The organism is Pelotomaculum propionicicum (assembly GCF_004369225.1).
Taxonomy (GTDB): Bacteria; Bacillota; Desulfotomaculia; order Desulfotomaculales; family Pelotomaculaceae; genus Pelotomaculum_B; species Pelotomaculum_B propionicicum.
Genome location: NZ_QFFZ01000036.1, coordinates 22,718 through 40,070, shown reverse-complemented (window position 1 = coordinate 40,070; position 17,353 = coordinate 22,718). Strand labels below are relative to the sequence as shown.

At 48.7% G+C, this 17,353-nt stretch carries 12 protein-coding genes, 1 pseudogene and 2 riboswitches; all 13 genes and pseudogenes read right to left on the bottom strand.

Annotated elements, in window-relative coordinates; all coding sequences use genetic code 11:
* Window positions 1–311: 311 nt before the first annotated feature.
* A riboswitch (molybdenum cofactor riboswitch) is annotated at window positions 312–429 on the bottom strand.
* A gap of 370 nt (window positions 430–799) precedes the next feature.
* Window positions 800–2,839 (bottom strand): annotated as a pseudogene (locus Pmgp_RS14010) (molybdopterin-dependent oxidoreductase); the annotation flags it as partial.
* A gap of 34 nt (window positions 2,840–2,873) precedes the next feature.
* Window positions 2,874–2,995: riboswitch (molybdenum cofactor riboswitch) on the bottom strand.
* Between the two features lie 496 nt (window positions 2,996–3,491).
* The gene (locus Pmgp_RS14005) at window positions 3,492–4,337 is read right to left on the bottom strand and encodes an FAD/NAD(P)-binding protein (RefSeq protein WP_134214603.1); all 846 of its coding nucleotides are present in this window, start codon (window positions 4,335–4,337) and stop codon (window positions 3,492–3,494) included.
* Complete coding sequence (locus Pmgp_RS14000; protein WP_134214602.1) at window positions 4,330–5,373, bottom strand: 4Fe-4S dicluster domain-containing protein; 1,044 nt, start codon at window positions 5,371–5,373, stop codon at window positions 4,330–4,332. Before Pmgp_RS14000 ends, Pmgp_RS14005 begins: the two co-directional genes overlap by 8 nt.
* A 15-nt stretch (window positions 5,374–5,388) precedes the next feature.
* The gene (locus Pmgp_RS13995; RefSeq protein ID WP_134214601.1) at window positions 5,389–6,351 is read right to left on the bottom strand and encodes a Coenzyme F420 hydrogenase/dehydrogenase, beta subunit C-terminal domain; all 963 of its coding nucleotides are present in this window, start codon (window positions 6,349–6,351) and stop codon (window positions 5,389–5,391) included.
* Complete coding sequence (locus Pmgp_RS13990) at window positions 6,348–6,782, bottom strand: hydrogenase iron-sulfur subunit (protein ID WP_427910038.1); 435 nt, start codon at window positions 6,780–6,782, stop codon at window positions 6,348–6,350. Before Pmgp_RS13990 ends, Pmgp_RS13995 begins: the two co-directional genes overlap by 4 nt.
* A complete protein-coding gene (locus Pmgp_RS13985; RefSeq protein WP_134214600.1) occupies window positions 6,779–8,764 on the bottom strand; it encodes a CoB--CoM heterodisulfide reductase iron-sulfur subunit A family protein in 1,986 nt (661 codons plus the stop codon). The genes Pmgp_RS13990 and Pmgp_RS13985 overlap by 4 nt, the downstream gene beginning before the upstream one ends.
* A 26-nt stretch (window positions 8,765–8,790) precedes the next feature.
* A complete protein-coding gene (locus Pmgp_RS13980; RefSeq protein ID WP_134214599.1) occupies window positions 8,791–9,654 on the bottom strand; it encodes a CoB--CoM heterodisulfide reductase iron-sulfur subunit B family protein in 864 nt (287 codons plus the stop codon).
* Window positions 9,651–10,232 carry a 4Fe-4S dicluster domain-containing protein gene (locus tag Pmgp_RS13975; protein WP_134214598.1) on the bottom strand — a complete coding sequence of 194 codons (582 nt, stop codon included), beginning with the start codon at window positions 10,230–10,232 and terminating at the stop codon, window positions 9,651–9,653. The genes Pmgp_RS13980 and Pmgp_RS13975 overlap by 4 nt, the downstream gene beginning before the upstream one ends.
* Before the next feature lie 648 nt (window positions 10,233–10,880).
* Complete coding sequence (locus tag Pmgp_RS13970) at window positions 10,881–13,700, bottom strand: helicase C-terminal domain-containing protein (protein ID WP_134214597.1); 2,820 nt, start codon at window positions 13,698–13,700, stop codon at window positions 10,881–10,883.
* Between the two features lie 145 nt (window positions 13,701–13,845).
* Window positions 13,846–14,274 (bottom strand): peptidylprolyl isomerase, encoded by a 429-nt coding sequence (locus Pmgp_RS13965; protein ID WP_134214596.1) that lies wholly within the window; start codon window positions 14,272–14,274, stop codon window positions 13,846–13,848.
* An 18-nt stretch (window positions 14,275–14,292) separates the two neighbouring features.
* A complete protein-coding gene (locus Pmgp_RS13960) occupies window positions 14,293–14,979 on the bottom strand; it encodes a metal-dependent hydrolase (RefSeq protein ID WP_134214595.1) in 687 nt (228 codons plus the stop codon).
* 135 nt (window positions 14,980–15,114) lie between these two features.
* Window positions 15,115–16,068, bottom strand: coding sequence for a methylmalonyl Co-A mutase-associated GTPase MeaB (meaB, locus tag Pmgp_RS13955; RefSeq protein WP_243119859.1), 954 nt, complete (start codon window positions 16,066–16,068; stop codon window positions 15,115–15,117).
* A gap of 218 nt (window positions 16,069–16,286) precedes the next feature.
* Window positions 16,287–17,213, bottom strand: coding sequence for a thioredoxin-disulfide reductase (gene trxB, locus Pmgp_RS13950; RefSeq protein WP_134214593.1), 927 nt, complete (start codon window positions 17,211–17,213; stop codon window positions 16,287–16,289).
* Window positions 17,214–17,353: the final 140 nt, after the last annotated feature.

Sequence of the window (17,353 nt, the reverse complement as noted above, 5' to 3'; positions counted from 1 at the left end):
TCCTCCTTTGTAATCGCGGTACTGGTCAAAAAGCTTTTGCATTGCAGCTTCCTTGGTTTGGTCAGCTTGTTCGCCGCATGTACAGGATGCCAATTACTACTCCCCCTCTCTTTCGTCCCTCTATTTGTCTTTCTACCTCTGTTGCAAGTCCGTAATAGCTGTGTTACCACCTCTCTTCCATTAATGCAAAATCCAGGGCGCCGGCTATCGCCTCTCCTTTTTGAGGCAATTTTAATCTAACAAATCTCATTTCATTCTTAAGATCGAATAAACAGGTAATAAATGTCTCTCAAAACAAAAAAGAAAAAGACAGTATATAGCCTTTTCCTCCTTTCCACATTGGGAGGCACAGTAGTTTCCCATTGCACCCTATCGGCCAGAAACCATGCATTCCTGTTTAGGTTACTCAGCTCGGAGAGCTCTGTTTTTCAATTTTATGGCAATCCAACCCTTTTATGAAGTAAAAAACTTTAAAGTGAAAGCTAAATTAAAATTAAGTACACGCTTGTTTCTACAGTGCCATGGCTGACTCTCGCAGACAGTAAGCAAGTTTTTATCCAAAGCATCTGTGCGGCAAATGCATCAGGATGTGTGAAGAAAACCATAAAAATATTCACTTTTAGTACTGGATAGTCAAACCGTGACACTGTAGAAACAAGCGCAGCTAGAGATTTCTTAACGGGTGCAGCATAATCAGAAAATGTAAAATAATTAAATATAATAACTAATATAATTATAAATATTAATAATATATACTTAATAAATAAACAATATTTATAATTTTATCCTAAAAACAAAACGGGGCGGGGAACTTGCCGCCGGCCTGATATTCCTTGCGGACAGCCTTAAATATTTCATAAGCGATCCAGAGATCGCTCTTGGCCTGCCCGGGCGGTTCAACCGCTTTCCAGCGCCACTGGATCCAGCGCGAGCTGTTGGCCACGGTTCCTTCCTTCTCGTAAGAAAAAGCAGTCGGCAACAGGAAGACCTCGGTCTTAATATCTGCGGGGTTGGCGCCGGGGCGATGCCAGAAGGCCGCCGTTTCGGTTTCAAACAGGTCGACGGCTACCATCCAGTCCAGATTTTCCATCGCTTTGCGGGCTGCAATGACATTGGGCCCACCTACCGCCGGGTTCTGGCCCCAGGCGAAGTAGCCCTTGATACTCCCCTCGGCCATCTTTTCAAAAATAGCCATGTGGGAGTGGTCACTGCCGGTGTGCTTGGGCAGGTAGTCGAAACAAAAATCGTTTTCTTGAGTCGCCTTGTCCCCGTACCATGCTTTTAACATGCTGATCAAGAACTTGGGTTTGTTGGACCAGAAGCTGGTCTTGGGAGTTTCCTTTTCGAGGTATTCTTTTAAGTTGGCATGCGCTGCCGCGCTGGGGGCGCCTACGTATCCGGTAAGGTTTGCGTACAGAATACCCTGGTCGGAAGAGCCCTGCACGTTTGACTCGCCCCGCTGGGCGTTGACGCCGCCGCCGGCGATGCCGATGTTGCCCAGCAGCAACTGCAGCATGGCGGTAGCACGCACGTTCTGGGCGCCGTAGGTGTGCTGGGTCATACCCATGGCGTAAATCAGGTTGCCGGCCTTGTCGGGCTTGCCGGTGGAACAATACAGGTCGCATACTTTTTTGAATGTGTCTTCCGGTGTGCCTGTGATCCGGGAAACAGTTTTAATGTCATAACGGGCGACGTGCTTCTTCAAAATCTGGAACACGCACATGGGATCCTGCAAGGTCGGGTCTTTCTTGATCGTATCCCCATCCTTCTGGTACTGCCAGCTCTTGTTATCATATGAAAGCTTCCCGTCCTTTTCCGTCAGACCGGTGAAGACTCCTTCATTCAGGGCGTAGTCGGGGCTGACCAGGTAGGAGGCGTTGGTATAGTTAAGGACATAATCATAGAAATACAGTCCGTTCTGAATGGCGTAGTTCATCATGCCGTAAAGGAAGGCGATGTCGGTGCCGGGGCGGTGCTGAGCGTAGATATCAGCTTTAGCCGCAGTTTTGGTAAACCTGGGGTCGACAACTATAACCTTGGCTCCTCTTTGCGTCACGGCCATACCCAGGTGGCGCATGATCTGCGGGTGGTTTTCCGCCGGGTTGGCGCCGATAATTAAAAACACGTCGGTGTTTTTATAATCCGTAAAACTGTTGGTCATCACCCCCCTGCCAAATGATTGGGCCAGACCGGTCACGGTTGAGGAGTGACACAGCCGGGCGTGGTGATCAAAATTTATTACCCCCAACGAACGCATCATTTTCTGAAAAAGATAGTTTTCCTCGTTGTCACAGGAAGCGCTGCCGATATGGGCAATGGCCTGGGTGCGGTTTACGGTCACACCTTTGGCGTCTTTTTCCTCGAAACTTTCATCTCGTGTTTTCTTTACCCTTTTTGCGATTTCAGCAAGGGCCCAATCCCAGTCTTTTTTCTCCCATTTCGTGCTATAGGGAGCACGGTAAAGCACATCCATAATCCGCCGGTCATTGACAACTCTCTTGCGGTTTTTGTCAACGATGGTATTGGCGTCGCCAAGGGCGATGCCTTTAGAACACATGGTACCTTCATTGTTAGGATTGTCCGGGTCGCCTTCAATGTGGATAACCCTGTCGCCTTCGGAATAGACAATAAGACCGCAGCCGACTCCGCAAAAAGCGCAAACCGAAGCAGTTTCCTTGGCTTTTTTAATCTTCAGGGGGCCCATTTCAAAAGTGGGAAGTTTATCTTCAGCTGTGCCGGCAAACGCGGGTATAGCGGTTGCGCCTTCCAGCAAAGCTGTTCCGGCAGTGCCCAGACCCAGATACTTCAAGAAATTGCGACGACTGATTCTTTGCTTCATAAATCTAACCTCCTTTGACATAAAAGTGCGTTCTCAGTCATCTCGTTTATCTCCTTTCCAAGCCCGGGAGGCATACCGGTTTCCCCATATACCCTAACGACCTGGAAATCATAGCTTTAAAGCCTTAGATCGCCAGGTTCGGAGATTTTGGATAGAAAAAAATATTAACTTGTTTTTTACCCCGCTTTAGTTAAAAAAGCGGTTTGTTCTTTCCAAGTCTCCTCTTTTCCCTCCTTTCTTAAAAAATATTTTAATTAATAAACCACTTAATTTGTATTTTCAAAATATGCAATTGTTTTCCCTCAATAATTAAGCTTTCTCTTCCAACTAGAATATTAACATAAACGAATTACATAATTCAAATAAATTTATTTTATTTATAAAAGTTACCTTATAATGATTTCCCGACTTTATCATTTAAAAGATTTGGTTACGGTAATATTAACCTTGCAGACAAAAAAACTCTGTCCTCATACAAAGGACAATGTTATGTTTTAAGAATTATTTAACACCCAACCGAACATTGGCCTCATGTAATTAAGCAACCTGATTGATTTAATATCACTATCTCATTCTCGAATATACCTTAATAAAAAAATTACCTCCGTTTTAAACACGGAGGCAACTGAGTTTTAGTTTATTATTTCCTGTTTTAATACTCCTGAGGCATACCTTTAAGCTGCGCCAGGCTGAAAACCGGCCCGTCCACACAGACAAACTTTGAACCGATGTTGCAGCGGCCGCATTTGCCGAGACAGCATTTCATCCTCATTTCCAGGGTGGTTATGATCTGATCATCCTTAAAGCCTAGTTTCGCAAAAACCGGCAGGGTGAATTTGATCATAATCGGCGGCCCGGCAATGATGGCGAATTTGTTTTCCGGGGAAGGGGCTACTTCTTCCACGTAGCTAGGCACAAAGCCCACATGTCCCTTCCAAGCCTCTTCAGGGCGGTCAATTGTAGTATAGATTGCAGTATTGTGCAGCTTCGGCCAGCGCTCGGCCAGGTCACTCTTGAAGCACAGGTCGTCCACGGAACGCGCTCCGTAGAGCACCTCAACCTTTCCATAGTCACTGCGGTACTGGTCTGACAGGGCATAGTCAATCAATGAGCGGATGGGCGCCAGGGCGAAACCGCCGCCCACGAAAAACAGGTCCTTGCCCTTCATAATTTCATAGGGGAACCAGTTCCCGTACGGCCCGCGCACGCCAAACTTTTGGCCCACTTCCATCTGATGCATGACATTGGTCAGCCTGCCGACTCTTTTAACGGTAAACTCGAGGAATTTACCCCTGGTCGGCGCGGATGTGATGGAAATGGTGGACTCGCCCTCGCCAAATATAGAGAGCATGCATACCTGGCCCGGTTTGTTGCCGAAGTTTTCCATTACTTCCGGGTCATCGAACTCCACAGTAAAGGTTTTAACGTCGCTGGTCTCGTCGACGATTTTGGTAATTGTCACGGGATATGGCGTCAGAGCAGTAGGATTATTAGGCATTCTGCGCCACCTCCTTCAAGTCGTTGATAATCTTGGTGATGTCGATATTGACCGGACACTTTCTGACACAGCGTCCGCAGCCCACGCAGCCGACCATGTTGTAGCGGTCCAGGTGGTATTTCAGCTTATGCATGAAGCGGTTGCGCACCCTTTCCTTCCTGGTCGGGCGCGGGTTGTGCCCGCCGGCCATAAGGGTGTATTCCGGATACATGCAGGAGTCCCAGCAGCGAAGGCGGGCGCCTGTGAAGTCACCGGTGGGGTAGTCGAAAATGTCAAAGCAGTGGCAGGTCGGGCATACGTAGGTGCATGTCCCGCAGCCGAGGCACTTCTTCTGGTCGTCCCCGTTCCAGTACGGCAGTTCGAAATTGTTGTCCAGCAGTTCCTTTACGCCTGTCAGGTCAACTTTCCGCACAAACTCGCCGGCCAGCTTCTTGGCCAGCTCTTCCTTGTCCTTGGCCAACTGCTCCGCACCCTGGCTGCTGAAAATCTGGCTGTAAGCGTCCGCCAGGGCCTTGCCTTTTTCTGTATTAACCTCGACATAATACTTGTCGCCGATTTCAGTAAACAGAAGATCTGAACCGGTCCCGTCACACGGCCCGCCTTCGAAAGCATAGCAGAAGCAGGTGCTGAGAACCTTTGTACAGCTCAAACCAATTATTACTGTATTCTCCCGCTTGCCGGAGTAATATTCGTCACCGAACTTTTCTCCCTCGAAAACAGGGTCAAGCGTCGTTATAGCCTTGATGTCGCAGGGGCGCGCTCCGAAGAGTACCGCTTTCTGCGCACCTTCAGGCTTGTTGATCTCTATTGAGTCTCCCGTATAGGTGTAATTGAATGTCTTCTCGTTCTGCGGCAGAAAACACCCTTTGGGAGATACGTCTGAATTGGTGTATTCCAGGAATGCGTCTGCGGCGCCCGATATCTTTCTGAAAAGCACTACTGTTTCTTCCTGTACCGGCGCGATCAGGTCATAGTCCTTCGCCAGCTTATCCAGCAATTCAGGCAGTTGTCCTTTATTTACAACTCTTGCTTCCATGCTCAGCACCTCCTTTTACATAAACTCCTCAGGATCACCAGGCGAGAATTCGCCCAGCGCCGAAGGTATTCCCGGTTTTGATCCCGGCGTCGGAGAATCGAATAAATCTCCAAGATCTTTGTGGATCTTTTGGTTCAGCTTGCGCAGCGGGATGTCCATCGGGCAGACACGGTCGCATTCCCCGCAGTCAACGCAGCGCCCGGCCACGTGAAAGGCTCTGGTAATATGGAACATGGTGTTCTCGGAGAGATTGGTCCTCTTCGAGACCCACATGGGCAGCATCTGGTCAAACACACAGATCTGACAGGTGCAGACGCTGCATACATTGCGGCAGGCGTAACAGCGCAGGCAACGGCTGAACTGCTTGTCCCAGTATGCGCTTTTATCCTCAGTGCTCTTCTGCTCCAATTCCGACACTTCAGCGAACCTTTCCTCGTAGGTCTTGACCGGCAGCTCTTTGCCGATGGTAATGTCTGAAATCACAGGGTTTGGATTTTCGCAGACCAAACACCTGTGCAGCATGTAGTCTTTCTTGTTGAAGCTGTAATCGCCCGCGTCGGTTTTAACGGAGAAACTTTCTCCGTTATCGGCTGTTTCTTTCAGGCTTGCGCCCGGTTTGACTTCAGCCGCGACTTTCTGCCATTCAAGCTGGCCCGGGCAGGGAACGCCGATTACCACTACCTTGTCCCTGCTGATCTGGTTGTCGTCCAGCAGCCTGATCACAGACCTGGCATCGCAGCCTTTAACCACAACAGCGACATTGCCCTCCGCGTTTTTGTAATCAGTCAAATATTTAGCAAGGTTGTTGGCGCAGAACGGTCCCCAGGTCAGTGCGGACACGCCTTCGGGGCTGTCGATAAAGACAGGCGTGGTCCGGGCTAACTCCGTCCCTTGGCCAAAACCGATTACCAAAGTAACTTTTTTCTCTTCCAGGAGCTTTTTTGCCTGCTCCCTCAGCTGCTGAATAACATCCATCATACGATATCATCCCTCATCTTTTTATTAGGACCCAGGGATTTGATTTTTTCTGTCATATCCTTGATCGTAGTTGTAAATTTAGCCCCTTCAGAACCGGATATCCAGCGCGCCTGGAAGCGGCCCGGCTCAAAGCCGACATATTCAAGCAGCCGCTTTAACAACAGGTAGCGTCTCCGCGTGAAATAATTGCCACTAGAATAGTGGCAGTCCCCCGGGTGTCACCCTGAGACCAGCACACCGTCAGCGCCCTTTTGAAAAGCCCTAATAACAAACATAGGATTAACCCGGCCGGAACATGGAACCCGTATGACCCGTACATTAGAAGGATATTTCATCCGGCTGACCCCGGCCAGGTCGGCGCCTGCGTAACTGCACCAGTTACAGTTAAAACCAACTATTATCGGATTAAATTCTTTTGTTTCAGTCGCTATCGACACAGGGCGTCCACCTCCGCAAGCACTTGTTGGTTAGTGAATCCCTTCAGGTTTGCGGCGCCGGCCCTGCATGCAACAGTGCAGCAGCCACAACCCTGACAAAGACCGGTATTGACACTGGCGACCACACGCTCTACAGGTTTGCCAGCAATCCGTTCGGTAATGGTTTTTTCAGAAATTGCCTTATAAGGACATACTCCTTTACAAACAAGGCAGCCTGAGCACATCTTTTCATCAATCTGGCAGATCATCGGGTCAGTGGCGAGCTGATCATTGTTCAGCAGGGCGACCACTTTGACCGCCGCGCCGCTGGCCTGTGACACCGTGTCAGGTATGTCTCTCGGGCCCTGGCAGGCGCCGGCCAGGAACAAGCCGCCGGTCATCGTTTCAACAGGCCTTAGTTTCGGGTGGGCTTCCGCGAAGAAGCCGTCTTTATCTGTCGGGCAGCTGACCAGTTGAGCAATTTTGTCCGATCCTTCGCTTGGAACCATGGCCGTGGCCAGTACCACCAGGTCAGCCTCCACTGTAACCGGTCTTCCCAGCAGTGTGTCTGTTCCCATAACTATCAGCTTGTCGCCTGATTCGTATATCTTGGAAACCCTGCCCCTGATATACTGCGCGCCTTCCTCTACCGTGCGCCGGTAAAATTCATCATAGGCCTTACCTGGTGTGCGCACGTCCATGTAAAATACATACGCGCTTGAACCCTCGATTTTATCAAGAACCTGGTGGGCGTGCTTGGCCGTGTACATACAGCAGGCGCGGGAACAGTATTCCTTGCCTTTGGCCTCGTCCCTTGAACCGACGCACTTGATAAATACAACCGATTTAGGCTCTTTCCCGTCTGAGGGACGTATAATTTTACCCCCTGTCAGACCGGAAGCGTTTGACATGCGCTCAAAGTGCAGGCCGGTTATAACATTTTTAAATCGTCCGTAACCGTACTCACCGTATACTTCCTCCCAGTTGAAGAGGTCAAACCCGGTAGCCATCACTATGGCTCCCACTTTTTCCGTTATGAACTCTTCTTTCTGCTCAAAATCAACTGCTCCGGTGGGGCAGACTTTCTTGCAGACACCGCATTTTCCAGTTTTGAAATAACGGCAGTTTTCCGCGTCTATCACCGGCTTGTTGGGAACCGCCTGAGGGAAGTTGATATAAATGCATTTCCTGTTGCCGATCCCGAGGTCGTATTCGCTAGGCACCTTGGTGGGGCATTTTTCCCAGCAGGTGCCGCAGCCTGTGCATACTTTGTGGTCTACATAGCGCGGCTTCTGCTTGATGGTAACCTCAAAGTTGCCGATATAACCGCTTACCTCAGTTACTTCAGAATAAGTCATTAACTGAATGTTAGGATGCTGCGCCGCAGCAACCATCTTTGGCGTGCTTATTCAGGCGGAGCAGTCAAGGGTGGGAAAAGTCTTGTCCAGCATGGCCATTTTCCCGCCTATGGTTGGCTCCCTTTCTACCAGGATTACCTGGTGTCCTGCGTCGGCAATATCTATGGCGACCTGCATGCCGGCGATACCGCCGCCGATAACAAGCGCCTTTTTGGTGACCGGGATATACGATTCAAACAAGGGTTCCACCTTGGAAACCTTTGAAAGAGCTCTTTTGATAAGGGCGACTGCTTTCTTGGTGGCCCCTTCTTTATCATCAGAGTGGACCCAGGTGCACTGTTCACGGATATTGGCCATCTCAAACATGTATGGATTCAATCCGGCCTTGGCGATTGTCTTGCGGAATGTCGGTTCATGCAGCCTCGGTGTACAAGAGGCCACGACCACCCTGTCCAGATTGTGTTCCTTGATAGCTTTTATTATCGTGTCCTGGCCGGGCTCCGAGCACATGTACTTGTAATCGGTGGCATAAACAACTCCCGGAAATTTTTTCGTCTCTTCAACGACTTTCGGGACGTCGATAACACCTCCGATATTGGAGCCGCACCAGCAAACGAAAAGACCAATCCTCTTTGCCATATTACATCGCTCCCGTAAGGAAATAATTAACCAACCAGGCTCAATACTTTCTGGGTATCGGTAAAGTGCGTTTTAAGCCCAAGTTCGTCCGGGCTTACGCCCATTGCCAAACCCAAGAGCTCGGTAAAATAAAATACCGGCATATCATAGGTGGTTCCCAGTTGTTTATTCACACTCTTCTGGTGCCAGTCGAGATTGAGATGGCAGAACGGGCAGGCCACGACCATACAGTCAGCGCCCTTCTCTACCGCGGCTTTAAGGATCTTGTTAATCATTTTTACCGCGATACCCAGATTGGAAACACCCAGAGACGCCCCGCAGCACTCGGTCTTATGTGCCCAGTCCAACGCCTCAGCACCGGCCAGCTTCATCATATTATCCATAAACATGGGGTTTTCCGGATCATCAAAGCCGGTTATCTCGGGCGGCCTGACCAGCAGGCAGCCGTAATAGGCGGCGACTTTCAGCCCGCTCAGCGGCTTAACCACCTGGGCTTTGATCTGCTCCGGATCAATTGATCCTATCGCCTCAACAAGAGATTTAACCTTAAGAGTTCCCTTATACTCTTTCCCCGTAACCTTGTTTACTTTATCTCTAATTTCCTGATTCTCAGTCATTCTTTTGTTGGCATTCGCCAGCTGCTGGTAGCAGGCCGCGCACCCTGTCGTGACTTCTCCTATGCCCATGCCCTCGGCTATGGCCAGGTTGCGCGCCGGCAGCGCCACGTTCAACAGGTGGCTTTTGCCGTGTGCCGCCGTGGCCCCGCAGCAGCTCCAGTCCGGTATGGTAACCAGTTCCATGCCGAGCTTTTTGGCTACTGCATGGGTCGAAGCCTCATATTCCTTGCCGGTACCATGGTAGCTGCATCCCGGAAAGTAAGCGTATCTCATTTCACACCACCTTCCATTTTGCGCACTTCGGCAAATATACGGGCAATTTCAGCCGCGCCCTGTACCTTGGACGGCATAAGCTGAAGCTTGCCTTTCTGGAACATGGGCAATCCCATGTCCGCGCCATTGAAAAGTTTCCCGCTTTTTAAGTTGTTGTTTAGCACCAGACCGACTTCATAGGTCCGACCGTATTTTTCAACAGTCCCCAGCAAGGCGTCGTACATTACCTCCACGTATTTAGCTTTTCCCGCAGGCGCTGTGCCGCTTCTCCCCGCCATAATCCTGAGAGTTTCCATCACATGGGCAATTTCCACTTCACACGGGCAGCGGGTGGAACAGGTGGAGCAGGAGGCGCAGATCCAAATCGTCTCGCTTTTCAGCAGCTCTTCTTTCATGCCGAGCTGCACCATGCGGATAACCTGGTTGGGAGTGTAATCCATGGCAAAGGCCACCGGGCAGCCGGCGGTACATTTGCCGCACTGGTAACACTTCTGCACAGGTTGTCCGCTCTCAATGCCGATCTCTTCAATAAATTGTGCGTTCTTAGCAATTGACTGATTAATGTTTATTGACTCCATAACAGACCCCTCTTTGCAGAAAAATCTTGTTCGAAAGGGCAATACATCACAAACTACCTCCTAGCGCCGTCAAACTATTTGGAAAATATTTTTTGTTACGTTATATCATTCACCTGCCATTTCACCAAAACCATAATTATAAACAGGCAATTCAACGTTCACAAAGTTAAATATTGGTAGGAAAAGTTGTGCTTACAGGTAGCAAAAAAAGCTTGAAGCTTGCTTAAATGCGGGAATGTCAAAGGCCTGTTGATATTATAGAATGTTTAGACGATTGTGTCTATAGCTCTGAACCGAACAATAGGTCTATGGATAATATTATATTATATGGTGGCATTATGCAAAACACTTATGCTACAAATCGTTTAAATTATACTGCTCCTCATAATAAAAGTAAATTATTTTGGCCTACAAAAATATTGCATTTTCATATACTTAATACCAAAAAGGCAGACGCTCCGCCTGCCCGTAAGTATTACTTCCAAATTTTCATCAGCCATGTTCTAAGAAATGACGGGAGTCTCACAAAGTATACGCGCAAACTAATCACTTCCCTTCATTAGATTAGCTGTTAATATCTTATTTCAGACCAGGCCTGAATGTGCTACTTTTTTTGTAATAATTTATACCTGTATTTACAGGAAATGCTCAATTGTTTTTACCTGCGCCCAGCCAATCCAATACCTTTTTGGAGATTAAGTCAAGATCGCCCCTGATATGGCTTTTTAAGGGGAGTGACAATAAAAACTGCCTGCCGTAACTTCTGTCCAGAATACGCCGGTCAAGGATTACCACGCAGCCGCGGTCCTTGCTGCTGCGGATCAGCCTGCCGAAGCCCTGTTTCAGGCGGATAACCGCCTGCGGCACGCTTAATGCCCGGAAACCGTCCTTTGCCCGCCTGGCCAGATCTTCCAGGCGCGCTTCTATAACCGGCACGGAGGGCGACATAAAAGGCAGTTTAACTATAACCACACAGGCCAGCGCGTCGCCTGGCACATCAACCCCTTCCCAAAAGCTCGAAGCACCGAACAACACTGTCCTGCCGTCTTTTTTAAACTCATCCAGTAGCCTCGTCCTGCTGCCGTCAATACCATGACCCAAAAGGCAAATATCAATATTTTCCAATCCTGGTTTCAGACGCCCGTAGATTTCCCGCAGGGTCCGGTGAGAGGTGAAAAGCACCAGCGTCCTGCCTCCGGCAGTTTCAAGGAGCTTAAACAAAGCTTTTTCCAGCTTGTCATAATAAACCTCTTCATTTACGCTTCCCTGAACCGGCAGGTCACGGCTTATGCAAAGCAGGGCCTGTTGGTCGTAGACAAAAGGCGAGTCGTGGAGTGCTGTAACTAACCTCTCCTCTGGAATATAGTCCAACCCATTGCGCTCCATGAAGTGCAGGAAATTGCCGCTTACTGCAAGCGTGGCGGAAGTAAGGATCACCGTCTTTTTGTTTTTAAACAGCCGATCATACAAAATTGCCCCGGCGTTAATCGGCGCGGCGATCAGGGCACAATTCCTGTTCTGACTCCTGGGTGAATGCTCGAAATCCGCCCAGTAGACGAATTCAGGGTCCGAGCCTTCCAGAATAAACTGAAAATCAGCTGCCAGGACCTCACCGCCGCTGCAGATTTGAGCGGCGTCACGCGCTCCTCCCACCCAGGCATCTTCTGACAAAGACCATACTTCCATGAAATTGGCGCATGTTTTTAAATCATCGATAAACTCGCGCAAAGTCCTCAGACATTTTTGACCGGATGCCAGAAGCTCTTCATAGACCTGCTCCAGCCGGGACAACCTCAAAGAAAAACGGTTATATTCTTTTTCAATGTCAGATAAATTATCTACTGCCGCGTCCCATACAACCATAAAAAACAGCCGCACGGCCTCTACCGCTTCCAACCTGGTTTCCTGCGCTTTTTTTAAGGCCTGCACCCACTTGAGCCCGTCGGCTGGCGGAGCTTTTTCAGCCAGTTTGCTGAGTGTTTTGCCGGCCACCCCCAACCAGCGGCAGGCGGCGCTCTGTGAAAACTGCCTGCCCAGGTGAGTTGTCGCCGATTCTTCGAGGTGGTGCGCCTCGTCAATAATTAAGGGGCCGTAAGCGGGCAGCGCCTTGTTTTCAACTTTAATGTCTGAAAAAAGCAGCGAGTGATTGGTAATGATTAAATCGGCTTCTTCGGCTAATTTCCTGGCCCTGTTTACAAAACAGTCTCTCTGGTACAGGCAGCGTGAGCCCAGACACCCGTCTGTCTCACCGCAGACATTCAGCCAGAGCTCACTCTCCACGGGAGAAATGTTCAGCTCGCTTTTATCGCCTGTATTCGTAGCTGTGAGCCACGTTAACAGCCTGGCGTAAAAAGCCGCTTCTTCCGGCAGGTGGAAACCTTCCAAAACACTGACCCACCTACGCAGGCAGATGTAATTCTGCCGCCCTTTGGCCAGAGCCGCCCGGAAAGGTGCTTTGATCACCTCTGTCAAAAGAGGAATATCTTTAATCCAAAGCTGCTCCTGCAGGTTTATGGTATGAGTGGCTATGAGCGACCTTTCACCGCTCAGCAGGCTCCACATAACGGCGGGAACCAGGTAAGCCATAGATTTGCCGACACCGGTGCCGGCCTCCATCAGCAGGTACTTTTCTTCATTCAGTGCCTGTGTAACTTTGCTTACCATTGCTACCTGCTGGGGACGGTGTTCGTATGCCGGCAGCACCGCGGCCAGGGGGCCGTCCTGGCTGAAAAATGAGACGACTTCCTCCTCTTTAAGCAGGTGTTTTTCACTATCTCCGCTGTATTCACAGTGAGATCTGGCTTTGGAAAAAATCTTTTCCCCGTCTCTCTTCCAGTAAGATACTGGAGATATTTTTTGGTCGGGAAAGCTTTTTAACCTGTTTTTAATCAACTCGCTTGTAAAACCTGACCAGTCTGAACGGGCCTCAGCCAGCAGGCTGTTCAGCTGCATTAAGGTATTAAGGTTGATCTCACATAATTTGCCTGTCAATTCCTTCAAAAGAAAGGCTGCGGCCTTAGCGTCACCCAGCGCCCTGTGTTTTTCCGCCTGGTTAATCTTGAATGTGTCACAAAGTGAGTCCAGCCGGAAGTTGGCCGCGTCAGGCGCCACAATTCTGGCCAGTTCAAGCGTATCAAAAACAGGGTTGGGCAAAGGGACGCCCCGTGCCGCGCTCAGAAAACTCAAATCAAACTGAATATTATGGCCGGCTATTGCATTTTCTCCTATAAAATCCAGTATTTCCGGCAAAACACTCTCAATGTGCGGCGCACCAGCCAAATCACTGTCGTTGATTCCTGTCAGTCTCTTTATCTTTAAGGGCAGCTTCACACCCGGATTGACCAGGGTATGATATTCCCCGGCAATCTCACCCTGCGCCAGCCTCACCAGGCCTACTTCGATAATTTTATCGTTTACGGGATTCAACCCAGTTGTCTCCAGGTCGCACACAACAAAATCTTTAATCATTTTTTCTAGCCTCTGCAACTGAAATGAATACAACTTTTCGCTAAAAACCCGGCAAATCCTTTTTGTCTGTAAGATCTGTTCAGTCTGCCGCAGAAAAATAAAAAGCCCCGGCGGAAAGCCAGGACTTAAGTTTCTTATGTTTTATTCATTCTTCGTCTGATATGGTAACTTCCTTCATCTTATCGCCCTGCTTTATTGCGTCCACCACTTCCATCCCTTCGATCACTTTGCCAAAAACGGTATGTACACCGTCCAGGTGCGGGAAGGCGTCGTGGCAGATAAAAAACTGGCTGCCTCCGGTGTCCCTGCCGGCGTGGGCCATAGAAAGCGAGCCGCGCAGGTGTTTGTTCGGGTTTATTTCACACTTGATTTTGTAGCCCGGGCCGCCTGTACCGGTGCCGTGGGGACATCCGCCCTGGATGACAAAGCCGGGGATAACCCTGTGGAAAGTAAGCCCGTTGTAAAATCCCTTTTTGATTAATGATTCAAAATTAGCAACTGTATTGGGAGCGTCTTTTTCAAACAACTCGATTACGATTTTCCCTTTTTCCGTGTCAATGACTGCCTTTTTCAAGTAAGCACCTCACAAATATTAAAAGTCAAAGCTTTCACCCGGGGCTAATACAGTAACTTTGCTCCCGGTGTTTGCCTCCACTTCGGATTTAAACTTCTGGGCGTCCTGTTCTATCAGCGGGAAGGTGTTGTAGTGCATCGGAATCATCATTTTCGGTTTAAGCATTTTAACAGCCTCCAGAGCGTCATCGGGGCCCATGGTAAAATTGTCGCCAATCGGCAGCATGGCCAAATCGATTTTATTGAGCCTGCCCAACAGTTCCATATCGCCAAAAAGACCAGTGTCTCCAGAGTGATAAATGACTTTCCCATCCAAATTAATTATAAAGCCACAGGGGGTTCCCAGGTATTCCAGCGGCCCGTCTCCGGCGCCGTAGCCGGAGCCATGCCAGGCTGGTGTCAGTTTGATTTTTACCCCGTCAAAGGTATAACTGCCGCCGATGTGCAGACCGTGCGCCTGGACACCTTTATTGGCGCAGAAAGTGGCCAGTTCAAACACCGACGCCACGGTTGCTCCGGACTGTTTGGCGATGGTTAAAGTATCGCCGAAGTGGTCACCATGACCATGGCTGACCAGTAGCAGATCCGCCTTGACATCTTTAGCCTTGGTTTTAGCCAGCGGGTTTCCCGTCAAAAAGGGGTCAATGACAATCTTTTTACTGCCTTCAATTACAAAACCGGCATGTCCCAAAAAAGTTATCTTCATTCTGTCAACTCCTCCCTGTTTGTATTTTCATATTAGATTATAACCAAAATCCTGTTATATTTCACTTCTTTTCCAAAATAAAAAACAAAATAGAGCCAGGCCTTTTTATAGGCCTGACCCCCATGCTTACTTGAATTATTTTAAATCTGCAATAACCCATTCAATAATTTTAGATGAAGCCGTATATGGATCAACTTCCATAGAGGCAACCTTATCCAGCAGATCTTTTACCCGTCCGGGGCTGTCAACCTGCTTTCGCACCAGCCGCTGCCACTGATAATTTACTATATCCAGAGTCTCGTTCTTTGTCCTCTCCTTGCGCCTGGCCTCAAAGAAACCTTTTTCTTTCAGATAATCGCGGTGCGTTTCTATGGCCCCCAGCAGTTCTTCTATACCTTCACCCCTGTTGATCGTCGCGGTTTTTAAAACCGGCGGGCGCCATTTTATATGGTCATCCTGCATATCCAGCATTAAATTCACTTCGAGTGCCAGCGTGTCAGCGCCTGGCATGTCGCATTTGTTGATAGCGAACACGTCAGCTATTTCCATTATGCCTGCTTTCATTGACTGGATACTGTCACCTGCTCCAGGTGTCAGGACCACTATGGTGGAGTCGGCGATATACATGATGTCGAGCTCCGATTGGCCTACACCGACTGTTTCTATAATAATCCAGTCCATACCGAAAGCGTCCATTACCTTGACTACTTCCTTGGTGGTCTTGGCCAACCCGCCCAGACTGCCTCTGGTAGCCATGCTGCGTACAAACACCCCGTCATCCAGGGCATGTTCGTTCATGCGGATACGGTCCCCCAGAAAAGCCCCTCCGGTGAAGGGACTAGAAGGGTCAACTGCAATAACACCCACGGTTTGTTTTCTTCTCCTAATCTCACGAATAATGCTGTCAACCAATGAACTTTTTCCGGCGCCCGGCGATCCGGTAAATCCCAGTATATAGCTTCGCCCGGTATGTTGATATAACTTTCGAAGAATCTCATCCTTTTCAGGCATTTCATTTTCTACCAGCGAAATAACTCTGGCCAGTGACCGCTGTTCCCCGGACCAAAAACCTTGTGGTAAATCTGCCAAAAGTACACCCCCCATGCCATAAAATAAGAGCAGAGCCTTTCCCAACCATTTAAAAAGAAACAAAAGGTCAGAAAAGTAAATCTTTTTTAAATATTACTTCTTCGTAAAATATTAATTTCCTTTAAGTTTATTGCTTGTTTCATAAGAAAAACATTATTTTAATAATATTAACACGTTTATGGCTCTGACAGGGAGTCTGAATATTAAATTTTGGATAACTATAAGGCCTTGCGCTCGGTCAGGTATTTTTCCGCGGCAACAGCTGCAATGGCGCCATCCCCAACAGCTGTTACCACCTGCCTCAGCAGTTTGCTGCGCACATCACCAGCCGCATAAATGCCGGCCTGAGAAGTAAGCATGTTTTCGTCAGTGATAATATATCCCTTGTCATCAAGCGTTATCATATCTTTAACTAACTGGGAATTAGGCCTGTTGCCAACATATAAAAATACACCGTCAACATTTATATCCTTTATTTCGTTACTGCGCACATCTCTGACTTTAATCCCCTCAACAATGATGTTGCCATATATTTCATCAACCACACTATGCCAGAGAAATTCAATCTTAGGATTATCAAAAGCTCTTTTCTGGACAATCTTGGTTGCCCTTAACTCACCCCGCCTGTGGATAAGCAGGACTTTTTTGACAAACCTGGTCAAAAACATGGCTTCTTCAACCGCCGCGTCTCCGCCGCCAACCACAGCAACTGTCCTGTCCCGGAAAAAAGCGCCGTCACAGGTGGCGCAGTATGATACACCAAGGCCGGTAAATTCCTTTTCTCCCTTTACCCCCAACAGCTGCGGATTAGCGCCGGTGGCCAAAATCACCGCGCCTGCAGCGATTTCTCCGGCGTCAGTTTTTAGCAAGATACCATTTTTATTAATACTAAGACTGTCAACATTAGCAGACCTTATCTCAAGGCCAAAGCGGCGCGCCTGCTTTTCCATCTGGGTCATCAATTCCGGCCCGCCTATTCCTTCACTAAAGCCTGGATAGTTCTCAATAAAATGTGTGCTTATCACCAGCCCGCCCGGGACCCCCCGCTCAAGCAGCAAGGTGTCAACATCGGCTCTTGAGGCATAAATTCCCGCTGTAAGGCCGGCAGGGCCTCCTCCGATAACAACCAGTTCCCTCTTATCCAAAACACGCACCTCCGGATATAATACAGCTAAAGTTGTATAAATAATCTTAACTTATTGAGATTATACTAGTCAATAAAGCATTTGTTATACTAAGCATAAATAAGGGGGGCTTTTTTAAGCCACCCCATTACACAAACAAT